This is a genomic window from Pseudomonas sp. W2I6, from assembly GCF_030815935.1.
GTDB lineage: Bacteria > Pseudomonadota > Gammaproteobacteria > Pseudomonadales > Pseudomonadaceae > Aquipseudomonas.
This window is the reverse complement of sequence record NZ_JAUSXJ010000001.1, coordinates 4,277,436-4,298,821: the sequence shown is the minus strand read 5'-3', so window position 1 is coordinate 4,298,821 and position 21,386 is coordinate 4,277,436. Positions and strand designations below refer to the sequence as shown.

Genomic DNA, 21,386 nt, shown 5'->3' with positions numbered 1-21,386 from the left:
TTCATGGCTAACACAGTTAATACGCTTTCATTCGACGCCATCATCATTGGCGGCGGCGGTGCCGGCATGCGCGCTGCGCTGCAACTGGCCCAGGGCGGTCACAAGACTGCCGTGATCACCAAGGTGTTCCCGACCCGTTCCCACACCGTTTCGGCCCAGGGTGGCATCACCTGCGCCATCGCCTCCGCCGATCCAAACGATGACTGGCGCTGGCACATGTACGATACCGTCAAGGGTTCCGACTATATCGGTGACCAGGACGCTATCGAATACATGTGCTCCGTAGGCCCGGAAGCGGTCTTCGAGCTGGAGCACATGGGGCTGCCGTTCTCCCGTACCGAACAGGGTCGCATCTACCAGCGTCCGTTCGGCGGCCAGTCGAAAGACTTCGGTAAGGGTGGCCAGGCCGCTCGTACCTGTGCCGCAGCCGACCGTACCGGTCACGCGCTGTTGCACACCCTGTACCAGGCCAACCTGAAGGCCGGCACCGTATTCCTCAACGAATACTACGGCGTCGACCTGGTGAAGAACGAAGACGGTGCCTTTGTAGGCATGATCGTTATCTGCATCGAAACCGGCGAAACCTCTTACGTGCGGGCTAACGCCACCGTATTGGCCACCGGCGGTGCAGGCCGTATCTACTCTTCGACAACCAATGCCCTGATCAACACCGGTGACGGTATCGGCATGGCCCTGCGTGCAGGCGTTCCGGTACAGGACATCGAAATGTGGCAGTTCCACCCGACCGGCATCGCTGGCGCCGGTGTACTGGTTACAGAAGGTTGCCGTGGTGAAGGTGGTTACCTGATCAACAAGAACGGCGAGCGCTTCATGGAGCGTTATGCTCCGAACGCCAAAGACCTTGCCGGTCGTGACGTTGTAGCCCGTTCCATGGTTAAAGAGATCATCGCCGGTAACGGCTGTGGTCCCGATGGCGACCACGTGATGCTGAAGCTCGATCACCTCGGTGAAGAAGTGCTGCACAGCCGTCTGCCAGGCATCATGGAGCTGTCCAAGACCTTTGCTCACGTTGACCCGGCTGTTGCGCCGATCCCGGTTGTTCCAACTTGCCACTATATGATGGGCGGCGTTGCCACCAACATTCATGGCCAGGCGATCACCCAGGACGCCGACGGCGTTGACCAGATCATCCCTGGTCTGTTCGCGGTAGGTGAAGTAGCTTGTGTATCGGTTCACGGTGCCAACCGTCTGGGCGGCAACTCGCTGCTTGACCTGGTGGTATTCGGTCGTGCCGCCGGCCTGTTCCTGGAACAGACCCTCAAGGAAGGCGTTGATTACGCGCGTCCACGCCAGTCCGACATCGACGCTGCCCTGGCACGTCTGGATGGCCTGAACTCGCGTACCGATGGCGAAGACGTTGCCTCCCTGCGCAAAGAACTGCAAAGCTGCATGCAGAACTACTTCGGTGTGTTCCGTACCGGCGAATACATGCAGAAAGGTATCGCCCAGCTGGCTGACCTGCGTACGCGCATCGCCAACGTCAAGATCAACGACAAGAGCCAGGCGTTCAACACCGCTCGAATCGAAGCCCTTGAGCTGCAAAACCTGCTGGAAGTGGCTGAAGCGACTGCGATCGCCGCCGAGGTTCGTAAAGAATCCCGTGGTGCTCACGCTCGTGAAGACTATGAAGACCGCGACGACGAAAACTGGTTGTGCCACACCCTGTACTTCCCGGGTGACAAGCGCGTAACCAAGCGTGCCGTGAACTTCTCGCCGAAGACGGTTCCGACGTTTGAACCGAAGATTCGGACTTACTAAGGGTGGCTGCCATGTTGAAAGTCAGTGTTTATCGCTACAACCCTGATCAGGACGCTGCGCCGTTCATGCAGGAATTCCAGGTCGATACCGGTGGTAAGGACCTGATGGTGCTGGACGTGCTGGCCCTGGTTAAAGAGCAGGACGAGGGTTTCTCCTATCGTCGCTCTTGCCGTGAAGGTGTCTGCGGCTCCGACGGCATGAACATCAACGGCAAGAACGGCCTGGCGTGCATCACGCCGCTGTCTTCCGTGGTGAAAGGCAACAAGTTGGTTGTTCGTCCGCTGCCAGGTTTGCCGGTTATCCGTGACCTGGTCGTCGATATGAGCATCTTCTACAAGCAATACGAGAAGGTTAAGCCATTCCTGCAGAACGACACGCCGGCTCCGGCCATCGAGCGTCTGCAGACTCCGGAAGAGCGCGAGAAGCTGGACGGTCTGTACGAGTGCATCCTGTGCGCTTGCTGCTCGACTTCCTGCCCGTCCTTCTGGTGGAACCCCGACAAGTTCCTGGGCCCAGCTGCCCTGCTGCAAGCGTACCGCTTCCTGGCAGACAGCCGTGACACCAAGACTGCCGAGCGTCTGGCTTCGCTGGATGACCCGTTCAGCGTATTCCGCTGCCGCGGGATCATGAACTGCGTCAACGTATGTCCCAAAGGCCTGAACCCGACTAAGGCCATTGGTCACGTACGTAGCATGCTGCTGCAAAGCGGCGTGTAACCGACGTTGTAGTAAAAGCAGGACCGTTGTGCCCGTAGATGCTACGGCGCAGGCTTCAACCGGCGCCGTAGTTTTAACTTGAGCAGCGACTTACAAAGACGCGGCTCTTATTTTGAAGAAATGAGACAAGCAGGGGCATTCGGGTTGGTACCCGAACTATCAGCGTGATCCTAAGTGGCTTGTTTTGGTCGCTGCACTTGGCCTTTTGCAAGCAAACTCGGTGTTTTCGCCGGTGGTGTCCCCAAATCGAGGGTGACCAAGCATGCAAGAAAGCGTGATGCAGCGCATGTGGAACAGCGGCTATCTTTCAGGTGGTAACGCTGCCTATGTGGAAGAGCTTTATGAGCTCTACCTGCACGACCCTAACGCTGTGCCAGAAGAATGGCGCACCAAATTTCAGACGTTGTCTTCAGACGGCAACGCTGCCACCGATGTATCGCACGCAACAATTCGCGATCAGTTCGTGCTGCTGGCAAAGAACCAGCGCCGCGCCCAGCCGGTTTCTGCCGCAAGCGTGAGCAGTGAGCACGAGAAGAAGCAAGTTGAAGTACTGCGACTGATCCAGGCCTACCGTATGCGTGGCCACCAGGCAGCCCAGCTTGACCCGCTGGGGCTGTGGCAGCGTCCTGCACCTGCAGACCTGTCGATCAATCATTACGGCTTGACCAATGCCGATCTTGATACGACCTTCCGTGCCGGCGACCTGTTCATCGGCAAAGAGGAAGCGAGCCTACGCGAAATTCACGAAGCGTTGCAGCAGACATATTGCCGCACCATCGGTGCCGAATTTACGCACATCACTGATTCCGAGCAGCGCCACTGGTTCCAGCACCGCCTTGAAGGCGTGCGTGGTCGCCCGGTGCTGTCTGCGGACGTCAAGAGCCACTTGCTCGAGCGCGTCACTGCAGCGGAAGGCCTGGAAAAATACCTGGGCACCAAATACCCGGGCACCAAGCGTTTCGGCCTGGAAGGCGGCGAAAGCCTGATCCCGATGCTCGACGAGCTGATCCAGCGTTCCGGTTCCTACGGCACCAAGGAAATCGTGATCGGCATGGCCCACCGTGGCCGCTTGAACGTGCTGGTCAACACCTTCGGCAAGAACCCGCGCGAGCTGTTCGACGAGTTCGAAGGCAAGAAGAAGGTCGAGCTGGGTTCCGGTGACGTTAAATATCACCAGGGCTTCTCGTCCAACGTAATGACCACCGGCGGTGAAGTTCACCTGGCCATGGCGTTCAACCCATCCCACCTGGAGATCGTTTCTCCAGTGGTCGAGGGGTCGGTACGTGCGCGCCAGGATCGTCGTAACGATTCCACCGGTGAGAAGGTGCTGCCGATTTCCATCCACGGTGACGCGGCGTTCGCCGGTCAGGGCGTGGTCCTGGAAACGTTCCAGATGTCGCAGACTCGCGGCTTCAAGACCGGCGGTACCGTTCACATCGTCATCAACAACCAGGTGGGCTTCACCATCAGCAACCCGCTGGACGCACGCTCTACCGAGTACGCGACCGACGTTGCCAAGATGATCCAGGCGCCGATCCTCCATGTGAATGGTGATGATCCGGAAGCCGTGTTGTTCGTGACCCAGTTGGCCATCGATTACCGCATGCAGTTCAAGCGTGACGTGGTCATCGACCTGGTCTGCTACCGTCGTCGCGGTCACAACGAAGCGGATGAGCCTAGCGGCACCCAACCGTTGATGTACCAGCAAATCACCAAGCAGCGCACCACCCGCGAGCTGTATGCCGATAGCCTGATCAAGGCCGGCGTGGTGGACGATGCACGTGTTCAGGCGAAGATCGATGAATACCGCAACGCGCTGGACAACGGCCTGCATGTCGTGAAAAGCCTGGTTAAAGAGCCGAACAAAGAGCTGTTCGTTGACTGGCGTCCGTACCTGGGCCACGCCTGGACTGCGCGTCACGACACCTCGTTCGATCTGAAAACCCTGCAGGAACTGTCGGCCAAGCTGCTGGAAATCCCAGACGGTTTCGTCGTACAGCGCCAGGTTGCGAAGATCTACGAAGACCGTCAGAAGATGCAAGCCGGCGGCCTGCCGATCAACTGGGGTTACGCTGAAACCATGGCGTACGCGACCCTGGCGTTCGAAGGTCACCCGATCCGCATGACTGGCCAGGACATCGGCCGCGGTACGTTCTCGCACCGTCACGCTGTGTTGCACAACCAGAAAGACGCGGGCACCTATATCCCGTTGCAGAACCTGTACGAAGGCCAGCCACGTTTCGACCTGTACGATTCGTTCCTGTCCGAAGAAGCCGTACTGGCGTTCGAATACGGTTACTCGACCACCACGCCTCAGGCGCTGGTGATCTGGGAAGCCCAGTTCGGCGACTTCGCCAACGGTGCCCAGGTGGTTATCGACCAGTTCATCACCAGCGGCGAGCACAAGTGGGGCCGTCTGTGCGGTCTGACCATGCTGCTGCCACACGGTTATGAAGGTCAGGGTCCGGAGCACTCCTCGGCCCGTCTGGAGCGTTACCTGCAATTGTGCGCCGAGCACAACATCCAGGTGTGCGTGCCGACTACCCCGGCCCAGATCTACCACTTGCTGCGTCGCCAGGTGATCCGCCCGCTGCGCAAGCCGCTGGTAGTGCTCACCCCGAAATCGCTGTTGCGTCATAAATTGGCCATCTCGACCCTGGAAGATCTGGCGGATGGTTCGTTCCAGACCGTTATTTCAGAAATCGACACCCTCGACGCGGCCAAGGTCACTCGCCTGATCCTGTGCAGCGGCAAGGTTTACTACGATTTGCTGGAAAAACGCCGTGCCGAAGGCCGCGAAGACATCGCCATCGTGCGGATCGAGCAGCTTTACCCGTTCCCGGAAGACGACCTGATGGAGGCCATCGCGCCTTACACCAACCTCACCAATGTGGTGTGGTGTCAGGAAGAACCGATGAACCAGGGCGCGTGGTACAGCAGCCAGCATCATCTGCGTCGCAGCATCGGCAATCACAAACAGGCACTGGGCCTGGAGTACGCCGGTCGTGATGCTTCTGCTGCACCTGCGTGTGGTTATGCGTCGATGCACGCCGAGCAGCAGGAAAAACTGCTGCAAGATGCTTTCACTGTTTAACGCCTTCGCGCTGACTGAAACCGAATTTTAAGGACCCACAGATAATGGCTATCGAAATCAAAGCCCCGTCATTCCCGGAATCGGTTGCCGATGGCACCGTTGCCACCTGGCACAAGAAACCAGGCGAGGCCGTCAAGCGTGACGACCTGATCGTCGACATCGAAACCGACAAGGTCGTGCTCGAAGTGTTGGCTGAAGCTGACGGCGTGCTGGGCGCAATCGTTGCCGAAGAAGGCGCTACCGTCCTGTCGAACCAGGTACTGGGCTCGATCGAAGAGGGCGGTGCTGCTGCCGCTGCTCCTGCTCCTGCCGCCGCTGCGGCACCGGCTGCTGCCGCAGCTCCAGCTGCTGCACCGGCTGCGGGTGGCGAAGATCCAATCGCTGCACCGGCTGCGCGTCAGCTGGCTGACGAAAACGGCATCAACCTGGCGTCCATCAAGGGCACCGGCAAAGATGGCCGTGTGACCAAGGAAGACGTGGTTGCCGCCGTTGAAGCCAAGAAAAACGCTCCAGCTGCTGCGCCTGCCAAGGCTGCTGCCCCGGCTGCCGCTGCTCCTGTGTTCGCCGCTGGCGACCGCACCGAGAAGCGCGTACCGATGACCCGCGTGCGTGCCACCGTGGCCAAGCGCCTGGTTGAAGCACAGTCGAACATGGCGATGCTGACTACTTTCAACGAAGTCGACATGACCGAAGTCATGGCCCTGCGTTCGAAGTACAAGGACCTGTTCGAGAAGTCCCACAACGGCGTACGCCTGGGCTTCATGTCGTTCTTCGTGAAAGCGGCCACCGAAGCGCTGAAACGCTTCCCGGCAGTCAACGCTTCCATCGACGGCGGCGACATCGTTTACCACGGTTATGCTGACGTCGGCGTTGCCGTCTCCAGCGACCGTGGCCTGGTGGTACCGGTTCTGCGTAACGCCGAGCTGATGAGCCTGGCTGAAATCGAAGGCGGCATCGCCAACTTCGGCAAGAAGGCCCGTGACGGCAAACTGACCATCGACGAGATGACCGGTGGTACCTTCACCATCACCAACGGTGGTACTTTCGGTTCGATGATGTCGACTCCGATCGTCAACCCGCCACAAGCTGCGATCCTGGGCATGCACAACATTCTGCAGCGTCCTATGGCGATCAACGGCCAAGTGGTTATCCGCCCGATGATGTACCTGGCGCTGTCGTACGATCACCGCCTGATCGATGGTAAAGAAGCCGTGACTTTCCTGGTGACCATCAAGAACCTGCTGGAAGACCCGGCTCGTCTGCTGCTGGATATCTGATAAAGCGGCGGTGCGCCGTACCACCCGGTCTGCCGCGAGGCAGGCCGGAGTGCGGCTCACGGCTTGAAGCTTTTAGCTAAAGAGGATTTTTTTTCATGTCGCAGAAATTTGACGTTGTAGTGATTGGCGCAGGCCCTGGCGGCTACGTTGCCGCCATCAAGGCCGCACAACTGGGCCTCTCGACTGCTTGCATCGAAAAATACACCGACAAGGAAGGCAAACTGGCGCTGGGCGGTACTTGCCTGAACGTTGGCTGCATTCCTTCCAAGGCGCTGCTGGACAGCTCCTGGAAATTCCACGAAGCGCAAGACGGTTTTGCCATCCACGGCATCAACCACGCTGGCGTGACCATGGACGTGCCAGCGATGGTCGGCCGCAAGGCCAACATCGTTAAAGGCCTGACTTCCGGCGTTGCTACCCTGTTCAAGGCCAACGGCGTTACTTCCCTGCAAGGCCACGGCAAACTGCTGGCCGGCAAGAAAGTTGAAATCACCAAGCCTGACGGTTCGACCGAAATCATCGAAGCCGAGAACGTGATCCTGGCTCCAGGTTCGCGTCCAATCGACATTCCACCGGCTCCGGTCGACCAGAACGTGATCGTTGATTCGACCGGCGCCCTGGAATTCCAAGCGGTTCCAAAACGTCTGGGCGTGATCGGCGCTGGCGTGATCGGCCTGGAACTGGGTTCGGTCTGGTCCCGCCTGGGTTCCGAAGTGACCGTGCTGGAAGCCCTGGACACGTTCCTGCTGGCTGCCGACACCGCAGTGTCCAAAGAAGCGCTGAAAACCCTGACCAAACAAGGTCTGGACATCAAGCTGGGCGCTCGTGTTACCGGTTCCAAGGTTAACGGCGAAGAAGTTGTCGTGACCTACACCGACAAGGATGGCGAACAGACCATCACTTTCGACAAGCTGATCGTAGCCGTTGGTCGCCGTCCGGTGACCACTGACCTGCTGGCTTCCGACAGCGGCGTGAACATCGACGAGCGTGGTTTCATCCACGTTGACGATCACTGCGCTACCACCGTGCCGGGCGTCTACGCCATTGGCGACGTGGTTCGCGGCATGATGCTGGCGCACAAGGCTTCCGAAGAAGGCATCATGGTTGTCGAGCGCATCAAGGGTCACAAGACCCAGATGAACTACGACCTGATCCCGTCTGTTATCTACACCCACCCGGAAATTGCATGGGTCGGCAAGAACGAACAGCAGTTGAAAGCTGAAGGCGTTGAAGTTAACGTCGGCACCTTCCCGTTTGCCGCTTCTGGCCGTGCCATGGCAGCCAACGACACCGGTGGTTTTGTCAAAGTCATCGCTGATGCCAAGACTGACCGCGTATTGGGCGTCCACGTGATTGGCCCAGGCGCAGCAGAACTGGTTCAGCAAGGCGCAATCGGTATGGAATTCGGCACCAGCGCCGAAGACATCGGCATGATGGTTTTCTCCCATCCGACCCTGTCCGAAGCGCTGCACGAAGCCGCGTTGGCAGTGAATGGCCATGCCATCCACATCGCCAACAAGAAGAAGCGCTAAGCGAGATAATAAGAAACCACGGCGGTTGCCCGTCGTGAGCCTTGTGCGCAAGACTCACCGCGGAATATCCGCTGGACGCAGTCTTGCGCAGTTTCACCACCCAGGGTTCAGGCCTTTGGTGGTTTGACTGTGCAAGCAGCAGTCACAGGTGGCGCGGCACTCAATAAAGAGCGCAGCGCCGAATGCGCAGTACCTAACGAAGACGGTAATAAGCATGAATCTTCACGAGTATCAGGGTAAGCAGCTGTTCGCTGAATACGGCCTGCCAGTATCCAAGGGTTACGCAGTAGACACCCCGGAAGCAGCAGCAGAAGCTTGCGACAAAATCGGCGGCACCGAGTGGGTTGTCAAAGCCCAGGTTCACGCTGGTGGTCGCGGTAAAGCGGGCGGCGTCAAGCTGGTTCGCAGCAAAGAAGACGCCAAAGCCTTCGCTCAGCAGTGGCTGGGCAAGCGTCTGGTGACTTACCAGACTGATGCCAATGGCCAGCCAGTCACCAAGATCCTGGTTGAATCGTGCACTGATATCGCTAAAGAGCTGTACCTGGGCGCTGTCGTTGACCGTTCGAGCCGTCGCATCGTGTTCATGGCCTCCACCGAAGGTGGCGTGGACATTGAGAAGATCGCTGAAGAAACCCCAGAAAAAATTCTGAAAGCCACTATCGATCCACTGGTTGGCGCTCAGCCATTCCAGGGTCGCGAGCTGGCATTCCAGTTGGGTCTGGAAGGCAAGCAAGTTGCCCAGTTCGCCAAGATCTTCGTAGGTCTGGCCAAACTGTTCCAGGATCACGATCTGGCCCTGCTGGAAGTGAACCCGCTGGTGATCAAGGCTGACGGCGATCTGCATTGCCTCGATGCCAAGATCAACATCGACGCCAACGCCATGTACCGTCAGCCTAAGCTGAAGACTTTCCACGATCCGTCGCAAGACGATCCGCGCGAAGCGCACGCTGCCAAGTTCGAACTGAACTACGTAGCCCTGGAAGGTAACATCGGTTGCATGGTCAACGGTGCTGGCCTGGCCATGGGTACCATGGACATCGTCAACCTGCATGGCGGCAAACCAGCCAACTTCCTCGACGTAGGCGGCGGTGCCACCAAAGAACGCGTTACCGAAGCGTTCAAGATCATCCTGTCCGACTCCAACGTCGCTGCAGTACTGGTCAACATCTTCGGCGGCATCGTTCGTTGCGACATGATTGCCGAAGGCATCATCGGTGCAGTGAAAGAAGTCGGCGTTAAAATCCCGGTTGTTGTGCGCCTTGAAGGTAACAACGCTGAACTGGGCGCTAAAGTACTGGCAGAAAGCGGTTTGAACATCATCGCTGCTACCAGCCTGACCGACGCTGCTCAACAAGTTGTCAAAGCTGCGGAGGGCAAATAATGAGCGTCCTGATCAATAAAGACACCAAGGTTATCTGCCAGGGTATTACCGGTTCCCAAGGTAGTTTCCACACCCAGCAAGCCATCGAATACGGCACCAAGATGGTGGGTGGCGTTACGCCTGGTAAAGGCGGCACCGAGCACCTGGGCCTGCCAGTGTTCAACACCGTGAAAGATGCTGTAGCTGCCACTGGCGCCACCGCCAGCGTGATCTACGTTCCAGCTCCTTTCTGCAAGGACTCCATCCTGGAAGCAGCATTCGGCGGCATCAAGCTGATCGTTTGCATCACCGAAGGCATTCCTACCCTGGACATGCTGGACGCTAAAGTTAAGTGCGACGAGCTGGGCGTAGTCCTGATCGGCCCTAACTGCCCAGGCGTGATCACTCCAGGCGAATGCAAGATCGGCATCATGCCAGGTCACATTCACTTGCCAGGTAAAGTCGGTATCGTTTCCCGTTCCGGCACCCTTACCTACGAAGCTGTTAAGCAGACTACTGACGCCGGTTTCGGTCAGTCGACTTGCGTCGGCATCGGCGGTGACCCGATCCCAGGCTCGAACTTCATCGACATCCTGAAGCTGTTCCAGGAAGACCCGAAGACCGAAGCGATCGTAATGATCGGTGAGATCGGCGGTTCGGCTGAAGAAGAAGCGGCTGCCTACATCAAGGCACACGTGACCAAGCCGGTTGTTTCCTACATCGCTGGTGTGACTGCCCCTGCTGGCAAGCGCATGGGCCATGCTGGCGCAATCATCTCTGGCGGCAAGGGTACTGCAGACGAGAAGTTTGCTGCCCTGGAAGACGCAGGCGTTAAAACCGTGCGTTCGCTGGCAGACATCGGCAAGGCTTTGTCCGAGCTGACCGGTTGGGCTGTCAAGTAAGCCTCGCGCTTAACTGACGCTTCACCCCACAAAGGCCACCTTCGGGTGGCCTTTGTGCATTCTGAAGGTTGGTGGAGATCAACATGTGGGAGCGGGCTTGCTCGCGAAAGCGGTGTGTCAGTCAGCTCATGAGTGGCTGATACACCGCTTTCGCTAGCAAGCCCGCTCCCACATTCGATCGCATTTCAAAATTTAGATATAAAAACGCGACATAAAAATGTCGCTTATCGGACAGTTCGCCCCGCAACAGTGCGTTTGACCCGCAAATTCGTTAGGCTAGCCGCCTCTTTATGCGTGTGCCTCCCAAAAGGAAGCCTCGCGCCAGACCGGTCGGTCCCCATCCGGACCGGCAGTATTTCCCTCATCCATAGGGAAGCCCTCTCTAAATTCCGATTCAGTAGTGTGGTATTTCCTCAAATGAAAGTGTTGAAAAGCCAGGACATCCTGGCGTTGGGCTTTATGACTTTTGCCCTGTTCGTGGGCGCCGGCAACATCATCTTCCCGCCAATCGTCGGTTTGCAGTCCGGGCCTCATGTCTGGATGGCAGCGCTGGGCTTCCTGATCACCGCGGTCGGTTTGCCGGTGATCACCGTTGTCGCCCTGGCCAAGGTCGGTGGTGGCATGGACGCGTTGAGCAGTCCGATCGGCAAGATCGCCGGTGGCTTGCTGGCAGCGGCGGCCTACCTGGCTGTCGGCCCGTTGTTCGCCACCCCGCGAACCGCCACCGTTTCCTTTGAAGTGGGCCTGGCGCCGCTGACCGGTGAAAGCCCGCTGGCGCTGTTCCTCTACAGCTCGGTGTACTTCCTGTTGGTGTTCTTCATCTCCCTGTACCCGGGCCGCCTGCTGGATACCGTCGGTCGTTTCCTGGCACCGTTGAAGATCATCGCCCTGGCCGTCTTGGGCATTGCTGCCTTTGCCTTGCCGGCCGGCGATGTGGGTGTTGCCACCCCTGAGTACGTGGCGGCACCGTTCTCCCAGGGCTTTATCAATGGTTACCTGACCATGGATACCCTCGGCGCGCTGGTATTCGGCATTGTGATCGTCAACGCGATCCGCTCCCGTGGCGTCGAGTCGCCGAAGCTGATCACCCGCTACGCGATCATCGCCGGGCTGATTGCCGGGGTGGGCCTGGCGCTGGTGTACATCAGCCTGTTCCGCCTCGGTTCGGGCAGCCATGAAGTGGCGGCCGGTGCCGCCAACGGCGCCGCCGTGCTGCACGCCTACGTCCAGCACACCTTCGGCTCCCTGGGCAGCGGCTTCCTCGCCGTGCTGATTTCCCTGGCGTGCCTGGTAACCGCGGTGGGCCTGACCTGCGCCTGCGCCGAGTACTTCAGCCGCGTACTGCCGCTGTCCTATAAGACCCTGGTGGTGATCCTGGCGGTATTCTCGCTGTTTGTGTCCAACCTGGGCCTGACCAAGCTGATCGCGTTCTCGATCCCGGTGCTGACCGCCATCTACCCGCCGTGCATCGTGCTGGTGGCCCTGAGCTTCTGTAAGGACTTCTGGCAGGAGCAGGGCCGGATCGTTGGCCCGGTGATGCTGGTGTCGTTCATCTTCGGTTGCATTGACGCGCTGAAGGGCGCGGGCCTGGCTGACTGGATGCCATCGCAACTGGCTCACCTGCCGCTGAGCGAGCAGGGCCTGGCGTGGCTGGTGCCTTCGGTGATGACGCTGGTGGTTGCGGTGGTGATTGACCGCCTGCTGGGCAAACGCAGTGAAGCGATGGCTTAAACGTTTAGCCACTAACTTGTGCCGAGGTTTAGTTCGAAGTTTCGAGCTGCCCGGCCGGGTTAAAACCACCGGACAAAGTAAAGCCCGCTATTAAGCGGGCTTTCTTTTGCAACATGACTTTTCAAGTCACAGTGTTCAAGTCGTCAGACTCAAGAACCGGTTGCAGGTGTTGCTTCTTTCGCAGCAGCTTCGTTCGATTCAGCCTGAGCTTTGGCAGCATCGGCGTTTTCTTTCGCAGCGTCGTTCACTTTATCCTGTGCTTTCGCCATGTCTTTTTGAGCTTGCTCAGAGTGGGCTGCGGCGTCTTGGGCTTTGTCTTCGGATTTTTTGTCGCAGGCAGCGAGGCCGAGGGCAGCAGCCAGCATCATGGAAATAGCTAAAGTCTTGCGCATGGGGTGTTTCTCCTTATTGAAGATATCTACTGGCCTTTCGAGCCTATGCCCAACGCTTAGTTCCTTAAATCTCACAGATATATAAGGCTTTTCCCTAGGGAACTTTCAGCAAGGTTGTCTACTCCGCCGGCTCCACACTAATAAGAGTCTTTAACGAATGACCGAAAATCCTCTTTTATCCCGTGCCACGCGCTTTGTTTCAGCCTTGCGCCACTGCCAGGTGCTGGGCATCCAGGTGCACGCCGCCAGCGAGGACGGCATGACGCTGGTGTTGCCCTATGCTCCGCATATCGTCGGTGACCCGCAGACCGGCGTGATCCACGGCGGCGCCATCACATCCTTGATGGACACCGCCTGTGGCATGGCTACCTTGTGCGTACTACCGGAGTTCGAGGTTTGCCCGACCCTGGACCTGCGCATCGACTACATGCACCCGGCCGAGCCCCATAAACCGGTATTCGGCTTTGCCCAGTGCTACCGGGTGACCACCGACGTGATCTTCACCCGCGGCTTCGCCTACCAGGACGATCCGCAGCAACCGATTGCCCACGTGGTGGGCACGTTCATGCGCATGGGCAAGCGCCTCAAGGGCAGCCAGGGCCTGGGCAATGCAATCAAGGGAGAACAGGCATGACCCATCAATTCAAGACCCGTCTGCAGCAAGCCCACGAGCGCGGCAACTATGATGCGCTGCTCAACCTGATTCCCTACGCCAGGCTGATCGGTATCGAATGCACGCGCCTGGGGGATGAATTGCTGTTCCGCATGCCGGCCAACAAGGACAACATTGGTAACCCGATATTGCCGGCGATCCACGGCGGGGTGATCGCGGGCTTCATGGAGCTGTCCGCAGCCTTGCATTTGCTGGTGTTCACCGGTGCGCCTGGTGTTCCCAAGATCATCGATTTCTCCCTGGATTACCTGCGCGCCGGCCAGTTTCGCGACACCTACGCCAAATGCCAGGTGTGGCGCCAGGGCCGGCGGGTGGCCAACGTGGCGATCACCGCATGGCAAAGTACCCAGGCCGAACCGATTGCCACCGCCCGTGCGCATTTCAAGATTGAGGAACCTGCTCGCCCTTGAAATCCTGGTCTTAGCCCCCAACTTTGATGACAACCCGCCGCCAACCCTCAAGGGCGCGGCCACTGCCATCCAATTGGAGTTTGATGACCATGAGTGTGGAAACTCAAAAGGAAACCCTGGGCTTCCAGACCGAGGTGAAGCAACTGCTGCACCTCATGATCCATTCGCTGTATTCCAACAAGGAAATTTTCCTTCGCGAATTGATCTCGAACGCCTCTGACGCTGTCGACAAATTACGTTTCGAAGCCCTGTCCAAGCCTGAGTTGCTGGAAGGTGGCGCGGAACTGAAAATCCGTGTGAGCTTCGACAAGGACGCGAAAACCGTCACCCTCGAAGACAACGGTATCGGCATGAGCCGTGACGATGCGATCACCCACCTGGGGACCATCGCCAAATCCGGCACCGCTGATTTCATGAAGAACCTGTCGGGCGACCAGAAGAAAGATTCGCACCTGATCGGCCAGTTCGGCGTGGGCTTCTACTCGGCCTTCATCGTTGCCGACAAGGTTGAAGTATTCAGCCGCCGTGCCGGCCTTGCCGCCAGCGAAGGCGTGCACTGGTCTTCCAAGGGCGAGGGCGAATTTGAAATCGCCACTGTCGACAAGGCTGATCGTGGTACCCGCATCGTCCTGCACCTGAAGTCCGGTGAAGACGAGTTCGCCGATGGCTGGCGTCTGCGCAATATCATCAAGAAGTACTCCGACCACATCGCGTTGCCGATCGAGTTGCCGAAAGAACAAGCGGCGGCCGAAGGCGAAGAAGCCCCGGCCCAGGAATGGGAAGTGGTCAACCGCGCCAGCGCCCTGTGGACCCGTCCTCGTACCGAAGTCAAGGACGAGGAATACCAGGAGTTCTACAAGCACATCGCCCACGATTACGAAAACCCGCTGAGCTGGAGCCACAACAAGGTCGAAGGCAAGCTGGAATACAGCTCGCTGCTCTACGTACCGGCCCGTGCTCCGTTCGACCTGTACCAGCGTGAAGCGCCGAAAGGCCTGAAGCTGTATGTGCAGCGCGTATTCGTGATGGACCAGGCGGAATCGTTCCTGCCGTTGTACCTGCGCTTTATCAAGGGCGTGGTTGACTCCAACGACCTGTCGCTGAACGTGTCGCGGGAAATCCTGCAGAAAGACCCGATCATCGACTCGATGAAGTCGGCGCTGACCAAGCGTGTCCTCGACATGCTGGAAAAGCTGGCGAAAAACGAGCCTGAGCAATACAAGGGCTTCTGGAAAAACTTCGGCCAGGTCATGAAAGAAGGCCCGGCAGAAGATTTCGCCAACAAGGAAAAAATCGCCGGCCTGCTGCGTTTCGCATCGACCAACGGTGACGACGGCGAGCAGAACGTTTCCCTGGCCGAATACCTGGCGCGCGCCAAGGAAGGTCAGGACAAGATCTACTACCTGACCGGTGAAACCTACGCTCAGGTCAAGAACAGCCCGCACCTGGAAGTCTTCCGCAAGAAAGGCATCGAAGTGCTGCTGCTGACCGACCGCATCGACGAGTGGCTGATGAGCTACCTCAGCGACTTCGACGGCAAGAGCTTTGTTGACGTCGCCCGCGGCGACCTGGACCTGGGCAACCTGGATTCCGAAGAAGACAAGAAAGCCGCTGAAGAAGTGGCCAAGTCCAAAGAGGGCCTGGTTGAGCGAATCAAGACCGCCTTGGGCGATGCCGTCAGCGAAGTGCGGGTTTCCCATCGTCTGACCGATTCCCCGGCGATCCTGGCCATCGGCGAGCAGGACCTGGGCATGCAGATGCGTCAGATCCTGGAAGCCAGCGGTCAGAAGGTTCCGGATTCCAAGCCGATCTTCGAATTCAACCCGGCTCACCCGCTGATCGAGAAACTCGACGGCGAGCAGAGCGAAGAGCGGTTTGGCGACCTGTCGCACATCCTCTTCGACCAGGCAGCCCTGGCTGCCGGCGACAGCCTGAAAGACCCGGCCGCTTATGTGCGCCGACTGAACAAGCTGTTGGTTGAACTGTCGGTTTAACACCGTTGTAGAAAAACCCGCTTCGGCGGGTTTTTTCGTTCTGGAGCCTTTCACCTGGAGTAAATGATGAGCCAAATCACCGTGCGTTCCGTGGTCTATCAGATTGATGGCCAGTCTTATGAAAGCCGCCTGGCATTTGATGCCAGTCATAAGGGCCCGCTGCCAGGGTTGTTGATGGCGCCGAACTGGATGGGTGTCAGTGCCGGCGCTGAAGAGATCGCCAAGAGCGTGGCCAGCAAGGGCTACGTGGTGCTGCTTGCCGACCTGTACGGGCAAACCGTCCGCCCTTCGAACGGCGATGAAGCGGGTGCGGCGATGATGCCGTTGAAGAATGACCGGCCGCTGTTGAACAAGCGCATGCAGGTCGCGCTTGATCACCTGAAAACCCAGACTGAAGCGGCGGTGGATACCTCGAAGCTGGCGACCTTTGGTTTCTGCTTCGGTGGTTGCTGCTCCCTGGAGCTGGCACGTACCGGTGCACCGTTGAAAGCTGCCGTTTCGTTCCACGGCAGCCTCGACACGCCGAACCCGGCCGATGCAAAAAACATCAAGGGTTCCGTGCTGGTGTTGCACGGTGCTTCCGACCCGTTGGTGCCGAAGGAGCAACTGCCGGCGTTTGAAGACGAAATGAACGCCGCCGGTGTGGATTGGCAATTGCTGAGCTACGGCGGTGCGGTGCACTCGTTTACCGACCCGCACGCGAATGTGCCGGGCAAGATGATGTATGACGCGAAGACCGCTGCGCGGGCCTTCCAGTCGATGCATAACTTGCTGGATGAAGTGTTCAAGGGCTGATAGTTCGGTTGCCTGAGCTGGCCCCTTCGCGAGCAAGCCCGCTCCCACATTTTAACCGTGTACATCCTGAAGGAACGCGGTCGAAATGTGGGAGCGGGCTTGCTCGCGAAGGCTGTTTCACAGGCAATAAAGCGCTTAAGCCTTGCCTCCAGGCAACTCGATCCGCTCACTTTCCCCCGGCACTGTCGGCCAATCCCCAGCCGCCCAACGCTGCCGAGCCTGCTCGATCAACGCCGGATCACTCGCGACAAAATTCCAGTTAATCCGCCGTGGCCCATCCAGCGCCGCGCCGCCGAACACCACCAGGTGGCAATCAGTCTCGGCAAACAGCCCCATGCTTGCGCCTGCCGGCAACACCACCAGGCTATGCACCTCCAGCGCTTCGCCATCCAACTGCGCCTCACCCTCCAGCACATACACCGCCCGTTCTTCATGCTCATCCGGGATCAGCAGGGTGGTAGCCGTCTGCATCCGCACCTCGGCATACAAGGTGGGCGACAACACCGGCACCGGCGATTCGAGGCAAAAGCCACTGCCGGCAATCAGGCGAATCTGCACGCCGAGGTTATCGCTCACCGGCAAGCTGGCGGCCGGATGATGGCTGTAATGCCCAGGCCCTTGTTCATGTTCCTTGGGGGAGGCCAGCCACACTTGCAACCCGTGCAGGCTGAAACCACTGGCCTTCAACGCCTCGGGGCTGCGTTCAACGTGGGCAATGGCACTGCCGGCTGTCATCCAGCTGACGTCCCCGGCCTTGACCACCTGATCGGAGCCGAGGCTGTCCTTGTGCAGGAGTTCGCCTTCAAACAGGTAGGTCAGGGTAGACAGGCCGATGTGCGGGTGTTGGCGAATGTTCATGCCGGTACCCGGGGCATAACGGGTTTGCAGCATATGGTCGAAAAACACGAAAGGCCCGACGCTGCGGCATTGCCTGGAGGGCAGTGGGCGCAGGATCGGTTGGCCTTCCACATCTTCGGCGCGCGGGCGAATCACGGTCACGGTGGTCATGGTGCTTCCCAGTCTGAGCGGGTCTGATGGTACTGAGCATAACCCGCTCGACGGGAGGTTGCCGCTACTGGCTGAAGGCGCCTTCGGAGAGCCGGGTCTCAATGGTAACTTCGGCCGTGGTCATCAGCTTGTGCACCGGGCAGCGATCCGCCACGCGGTGCAGCTCGTCGCGCTGCTCGTCAGTGAGTACGCCCTTGAGGGTCAGTTTGACGTTGAGCTTGTATTTGCCCTTTTGCTCTTCGGTGCTGTCATGGGTGACTTCCACGGTCACGCCGGTCAGCGGTATGTCTTTTTTCTGCGCATAGAGCTTGACGGTCAGGGCCTTGCAGGACGCCAGTGCGGCGTCGAAGTAATCGTGGGGGGAGGGCGCCGAATCGTCGCCGCCCAGGCTCTTGGGCAGGTCGGTAAACAGCTCGTGGTTATTGATATTGACGCTGTGGCGGAAGTTTTCGGCGTTCAGCGTGTTCACGGTAACAGGCATGGCAAACCTCACAGGGTGGCAGGAAGAAGCTCATGCAGTTATAGAGCATGCTGGCACGTTGGTGTTCCCCGTTGTTTACCGCTGAACCCGCAGGCGCGGTCCGAGGTCTACCGGCATTAGCCCTTGTTTGAGATACCCCCGTGCGCCGGACCCGCCTGAGTATTGCCCTGTTGCTGACCGCCGCAAGCCTTGCGGTGCAGGCTCGCGACTATGCCTACAGCGATGCACACCTGCATTACGTCGATTTCTTCCAGGAGTCGGCGGGCATGGATAAATTACTCAAGGCCATGGCCGATAATCGCATCGAGCATGTGATGATTTCCGGCATACCGGTGGCCAAGAAATGGCATGAGGACGAACCCAAGCGGCCGCGCTATTACGCCGGGGACGACGCCGACGCCTATTGGTACAGCGCCACCGACGTGTTCGTCGCCGATGCGGTCAATAAATTGAGCCCGGAGCAACGTCAGCGCTTTCATCCGTTCCTCAGTGGTTTCAATCCCAACGATAAAAATGCCGCATCCCATATCCAGCGCATGCTCGACCTCAATCCTGGGCTCTGGCAAGGCATCGGCGAAGTCTTCACCCGTCACGACGACCTGACCGCGCTGACCTCCGGCGACACCCCAAGGGCCAACAACGAGGCGATGACCCGCATCTATCACCTGGCCGCGGAGAATGATCTGCCGGTGATGGTGCATTCCAACATCACCTCCAAGCGTGAGAAAAATCCGTTGTACCTGGCGGAAATGGAAGAGCCGCTGCGTAATCACCCGCACACCCGGTTTATCTGGGCCCATGCGGGCAGCAGCATGGAGATCCATCGGCACCAGACGCAGATGGATTTTTTGCTGCCGACCCTGGCGCGCATGCTGGAGGCTTACCCCAACCTGTACGTCGACCTGTCCTGGAGCGTGCTCACGCCTTACTTGCTGGATGAGGCGGGAAAGGCACGCCCTGAGTGGGTAAAGCTGGTGGAGCGCTTCCCGGACCGCTTCATGCTTGGCTCAGACGTAGTAGGACGCTTCAACAAGCTCGGTAAGGAAATGCGCAGCTTTGACCCGTTCCTCGATGCGTTGCCTGAGGATGTGGCCAGAAAGGTCGCGCGGGACAATTTCCTGGCGATTCTGCCCAAGCCCAGGTGATGGGTTTAGCTGAATCGCTACAGCCGGGGCGGGGCGATCATAAGGCGTTTTGATATCGCGTTTTCGTCTTAGGCAAACGTCTCAACTCGCCGATAGCTTTCAAGAGCCCGCTGCAGGTGGATGCAGCGCTTTTGGAAGGATTCCGAGCATGAATATCAGAAGTCTGAATATCGCCCCTCGCGCCGGCCTGGGGTTTGGTTTGCTGGCGCTGATGGTGTTTGCCCTGGGCGGGTTCGCCTTGTTGCAGATGGGCAATATGCGCCAGCAGTCTGACCAGGTGGAAAACAACTGGCTGCCCAGCGTGATGGCGGTCGGCGAGATGAATCAGGACCTGCTGCGGGTACGGGCCCTGACGTTGCGGCTGCTGCTTAACCGCGACCCGCAGGCGATCACGCAGAATGAGCAGAAAATCACCGAGCTGAAAAGCGGCCTGCACAAGGCTCAGTCCCTCTATGAAGGTTTGATCGTGCTGCCTGAAGAGCGGGTGCTGTTCGATCGCTTTAAAACCGAGGAAGAGCGTTACCTGCAGCGCCAGGAACAGGTGATGGCGTTTTCCCGGGCGAATCAGTTGGAAGACGCGATCAAGGTGGTCAACGGCGAGATGAACCAGTTGGCCGACGAACTGGCCGGCACCCTGCGTGAGCTGGTGACGTTGAACAAGGTCAGTGCCAATCAGGCGGCGAGCCTGGCGCAAAGTGTGTTCACGCAATCGCGCAGTTGGGTGGTTGGCATGATTGCCGTGACGGCGCTGATCACCATCGGCCTGGCATTGTTGCTGACCCGCAGTATTGTGCTGCCGTTATCCCAGTCTTTGAAAGTCGCCCAGGGTGTGGCCAGTGGCGATCTGACCGGGGTGATTACTGTCAGCGGCCAGGATGAGCCGGCGCGTTTGCAGCAGGCGCTGAAAAGCATGCAGGAGAGCCTGCGGGAAACCATTCGGCGTATTTCCGACTCGTCCAGCCAGTTGGCGTCGGCTTCCGAAGAGCTTAGTTGCGTGACCGAAGATGCCACCCGTGGGTTGCATCAGCAGAGTCAGGAAATTGAGCAGGCGGCTACTGCGGTGAACCAGATGACGGCGGCGGTGGAGGAGGTGGCGAGCAATGCGGTGGCTACGTCCCAGGCATCGCGGGAGTCGGATCGTATCGCTCAGCACGGGCGCGAGCAGGTGCATCAGACGGTGTTGTCGATTGAGTCCCTGGCGGATGATGTGACGGCCAATGCGACTCAGGTGGAGGACCTGGCGCAGAAGGTATATGGCATCAGCAAGGTGCTGGATGTGATTCGTTCGATTGCCGAGCAGACCAATTTGCTGGCGCTGAATGCCGCCATCGAAGCGGCGCGAGCTGGGGATGCCGGGCGTGGGTTTGCGGTGGTGGCGGATGAGGTGCGTGCCTTGGCCCATCGTACGCAGCAGTCGACCCAGGAAATCGAGCAGATGATCAGTGGGATTCAGCAGGGGACTGATCAGGCTGTCAGCTCCATGCAGCAGAGCAATACTCGGGCGCGGTCAACGTTGGATATCGCCAAGTCGGCGGGGACGGCGCTGGAGGAGATTGCTTCGGCGTTTACCCTGATCAACGAGCGCAACCTGGTGATTGCCAGTGCCTCGGAAGAACAGGCGGCGGTGGCGCGGGAGGTGGATCGCAATTTGATGAATATTCGCGATTTGGCACAGCAGACGTCGGCGGGGGCGAACCAGACCAGTGCGGCGAGCCAGGAGTTGTCGCGGTTGGCGGTGGATCTCAACACGATGGTGGCTCGGTTTTCGGTTTAGGTTGTTGGGGGGGGGGCATATCCGTTGCTGCGGTCACGGCGGCTTATGGTTTCGCTCTTACAGCGAATCACTTTGCAAAAAAGCGGCAAAGTAACCAAAGCGCTCTGCCCCGCCTGTCGGCGGGGCGCCTAAGATCAAAAGCAAGAGCACGGCGGCCTGGAAGCCGACCTGAGTGTTAGAAGCAAAAGCAGAACCGCTTTTCTGTCGGAGCCGGCTTGCCGGCGAAAACCTGAGAACGCCGCGTTGAATCAGGATGCCAGCGTCATCGTTAACGACCTTCGCGAGCAAGCCCGCTCCCACATTGGACCGTGCCCGTTTTAGCT

General features: G+C 58.8%; 18 protein-coding genes. 14 read left to right on the top strand and 4 right to left on the bottom strand.

The annotated features are described in order from the left end of the window. Positions 1-3: 3 nt before the first annotated feature. The 8 genes from sdhA to brnQ all read left to right on the top strand — a co-directional run bounded on the left by sdhA (position 4) and on the right by brnQ (position 12,391). On the top strand, positions 4-1,779 hold the full coding sequence (gene sdhA, locus QF039_RS19615) for a succinate dehydrogenase flavoprotein subunit (RefSeq protein ID WP_003210572.1): 1,776 nt from the start codon (positions 4-6) through the stop codon (positions 1,777-1,779). Between the two features lie 11 nt (positions 1,780-1,790). Then, positions 1,791-2,495: a succinate dehydrogenase iron-sulfur subunit gene (locus QF039_RS19610; RefSeq protein ID WP_003210571.1), complete on the top strand. Its 705-nt coding sequence runs from the start codon at positions 1,791-1,793 to the stop codon at positions 2,493-2,495. A gap of 262 nt (positions 2,496-2,757) precedes the next feature. Then, entirely contained in the window at positions 2,758-5,589 is a 2,832-nt protein-coding gene (locus tag QF039_RS19605) for a 2-oxoglutarate dehydrogenase E1 component (protein WP_003210570.1), read from the top strand. A 44-nt stretch (positions 5,590-5,633) separates the two neighbouring features. Beyond that, entirely contained in the window at positions 5,634-6,866 is a 1,233-nt protein-coding gene (odhB, locus tag QF039_RS19600; protein ID WP_008434003.1) for a 2-oxoglutarate dehydrogenase complex dihydrolipoyllysine-residue succinyltransferase, read from the top strand. 95 nt (positions 6,867-6,961) lie between these two features. After that, entirely contained in the window at positions 6,962-8,398 is a 1,437-nt protein-coding gene (lpdA, locus tag QF039_RS19595; RefSeq protein ID WP_003210568.1) for a dihydrolipoyl dehydrogenase, read from the top strand. A gap of 214 nt (positions 8,399-8,612) precedes the next feature. After that, positions 8,613-9,779 (top strand): ADP-forming succinate--CoA ligase subunit beta, encoded by a 1,167-nt coding sequence (sucC, locus tag QF039_RS19590; protein WP_003210567.1) that lies wholly within the window; start codon positions 8,613-8,615, stop codon positions 9,777-9,779. After that, positions 9,779-10,660 carry a succinate--CoA ligase subunit alpha gene (gene sucD, locus QF039_RS19585; RefSeq protein ID WP_003210566.1) on the top strand — a complete coding sequence of 294 codons (882 nt, stop codon included), beginning with the start codon at positions 9,779-9,781 and terminating at the stop codon, positions 10,658-10,660. Before sucC ends, sucD begins: the two co-directional genes overlap by 1 nt. Before the next feature lie 417 nt (positions 10,661-11,077). After that, positions 11,078-12,391 (top strand): branched-chain amino acid transport system II carrier protein, encoded by a 1,314-nt coding sequence (brnQ, locus tag QF039_RS19580; RefSeq protein ID WP_003210565.1) that lies wholly within the window; start codon positions 11,078-11,080, stop codon positions 12,389-12,391. Between the two features lie 149 nt (positions 12,392-12,540). On the opposite strand, the gene QF039_RS19575 is transcribed toward brnQ, so the two are convergent. Next, positions 12,541-12,783 (bottom strand): hypothetical protein, encoded by a 243-nt coding sequence (locus QF039_RS19575; protein WP_003210564.1) that lies wholly within the window; start codon positions 12,781-12,783, stop codon positions 12,541-12,543. 157 nt (positions 12,784-12,940) lie between these two features. Here QF039_RS19575 and QF039_RS19570 point away from each other — a divergent pair, with 157 nt between their 5' ends. From QF039_RS19570 to QF039_RS19555, 4 genes are all read left to right on the top strand, one after another. Further along, positions 12,941-13,417 (top strand): PaaI family thioesterase, encoded by a 477-nt coding sequence (locus QF039_RS19570; RefSeq protein WP_003210563.1) that lies wholly within the window; start codon positions 12,941-12,943, stop codon positions 13,415-13,417. Next, the gene (locus QF039_RS19565; protein ID WP_177019613.1) at positions 13,414-13,866 is read left to right on the top strand and encodes a PaaI family thioesterase; all 453 of its coding nucleotides are present in this window, start codon (positions 13,414-13,416) and stop codon (positions 13,864-13,866) included. The genes QF039_RS19570 and QF039_RS19565 overlap by 4 nt, the downstream gene beginning before the upstream one ends. 89 nt (positions 13,867-13,955) lie before the next feature. After that, positions 13,956-15,860: a molecular chaperone HtpG gene (gene htpG / locus QF039_RS19560; protein ID WP_003210561.1), complete on the top strand. Its 1,905-nt coding sequence runs from the start codon at positions 13,956-13,958 to the stop codon at positions 15,858-15,860. 66 nt (positions 15,861-15,926) lie between these two features. Continuing rightward, on the top strand, positions 15,927-16,655 hold the full coding sequence (locus tag QF039_RS19555) for a dienelactone hydrolase family protein (RefSeq protein ID WP_008434010.1): 729 nt from the start codon (positions 15,927-15,929) through the stop codon (positions 16,653-16,655). Between the two features lie 135 nt (positions 16,656-16,790). On the opposite strand, the gene QF039_RS19550 is transcribed toward QF039_RS19555, so the two are convergent. Together QF039_RS19550 and QF039_RS19545 are read right to left on the bottom strand one after the other, a co-directional pair. Next, a complete protein-coding gene (locus QF039_RS19550; RefSeq protein WP_307520202.1) occupies positions 16,791-17,663 on the bottom strand; it encodes a pirin family protein in 873 nt (290 codons plus the stop codon). 64 nt (positions 17,664-17,727) lie between these two features. Continuing rightward, positions 17,728-18,144 carry an OsmC family protein gene (locus tag QF039_RS19545; RefSeq protein WP_003210558.1) on the bottom strand — a complete coding sequence of 139 codons (417 nt, stop codon included), beginning with the start codon at positions 18,142-18,144 and terminating at the stop codon, positions 17,728-17,730. Positions 18,145-18,284: 140 nt separating this feature from the next. On the opposite strand from QF039_RS19545, the gene QF039_RS19540 reads away from it, so the two are divergent. Both QF039_RS19540 and QF039_RS19535 read left to right on the top strand, forming a co-directional pair. Next, positions 18,285-19,289, top strand: a complete 1,005-nt coding sequence (locus QF039_RS19540) for an amidohydrolase family protein (RefSeq protein ID WP_008434016.1) — start codon at positions 18,285-18,287, stop codon at positions 19,287-19,289. 148 nt (positions 19,290-19,437) lie between these two features. Next, a complete protein-coding gene (locus QF039_RS19535) occupies positions 19,438-21,063 on the top strand; it encodes a methyl-accepting chemotaxis protein (RefSeq protein ID WP_003210555.1) in 1,626 nt (541 codons plus the stop codon). Positions 21,064-21,120: 57 nt separating this feature from the next. Here the strand turns inward: QF039_RS19535 and QF039_RS19530 are convergent, their stop codons facing one another. Beyond that, complete coding sequence (locus tag QF039_RS19530) at positions 21,121-21,351, bottom strand: hypothetical protein (protein WP_177116746.1); 231 nt, start codon at positions 21,349-21,351, stop codon at positions 21,121-21,123. Between the last annotated feature and the right edge of the window lie 35 nt (positions 21,352-21,386).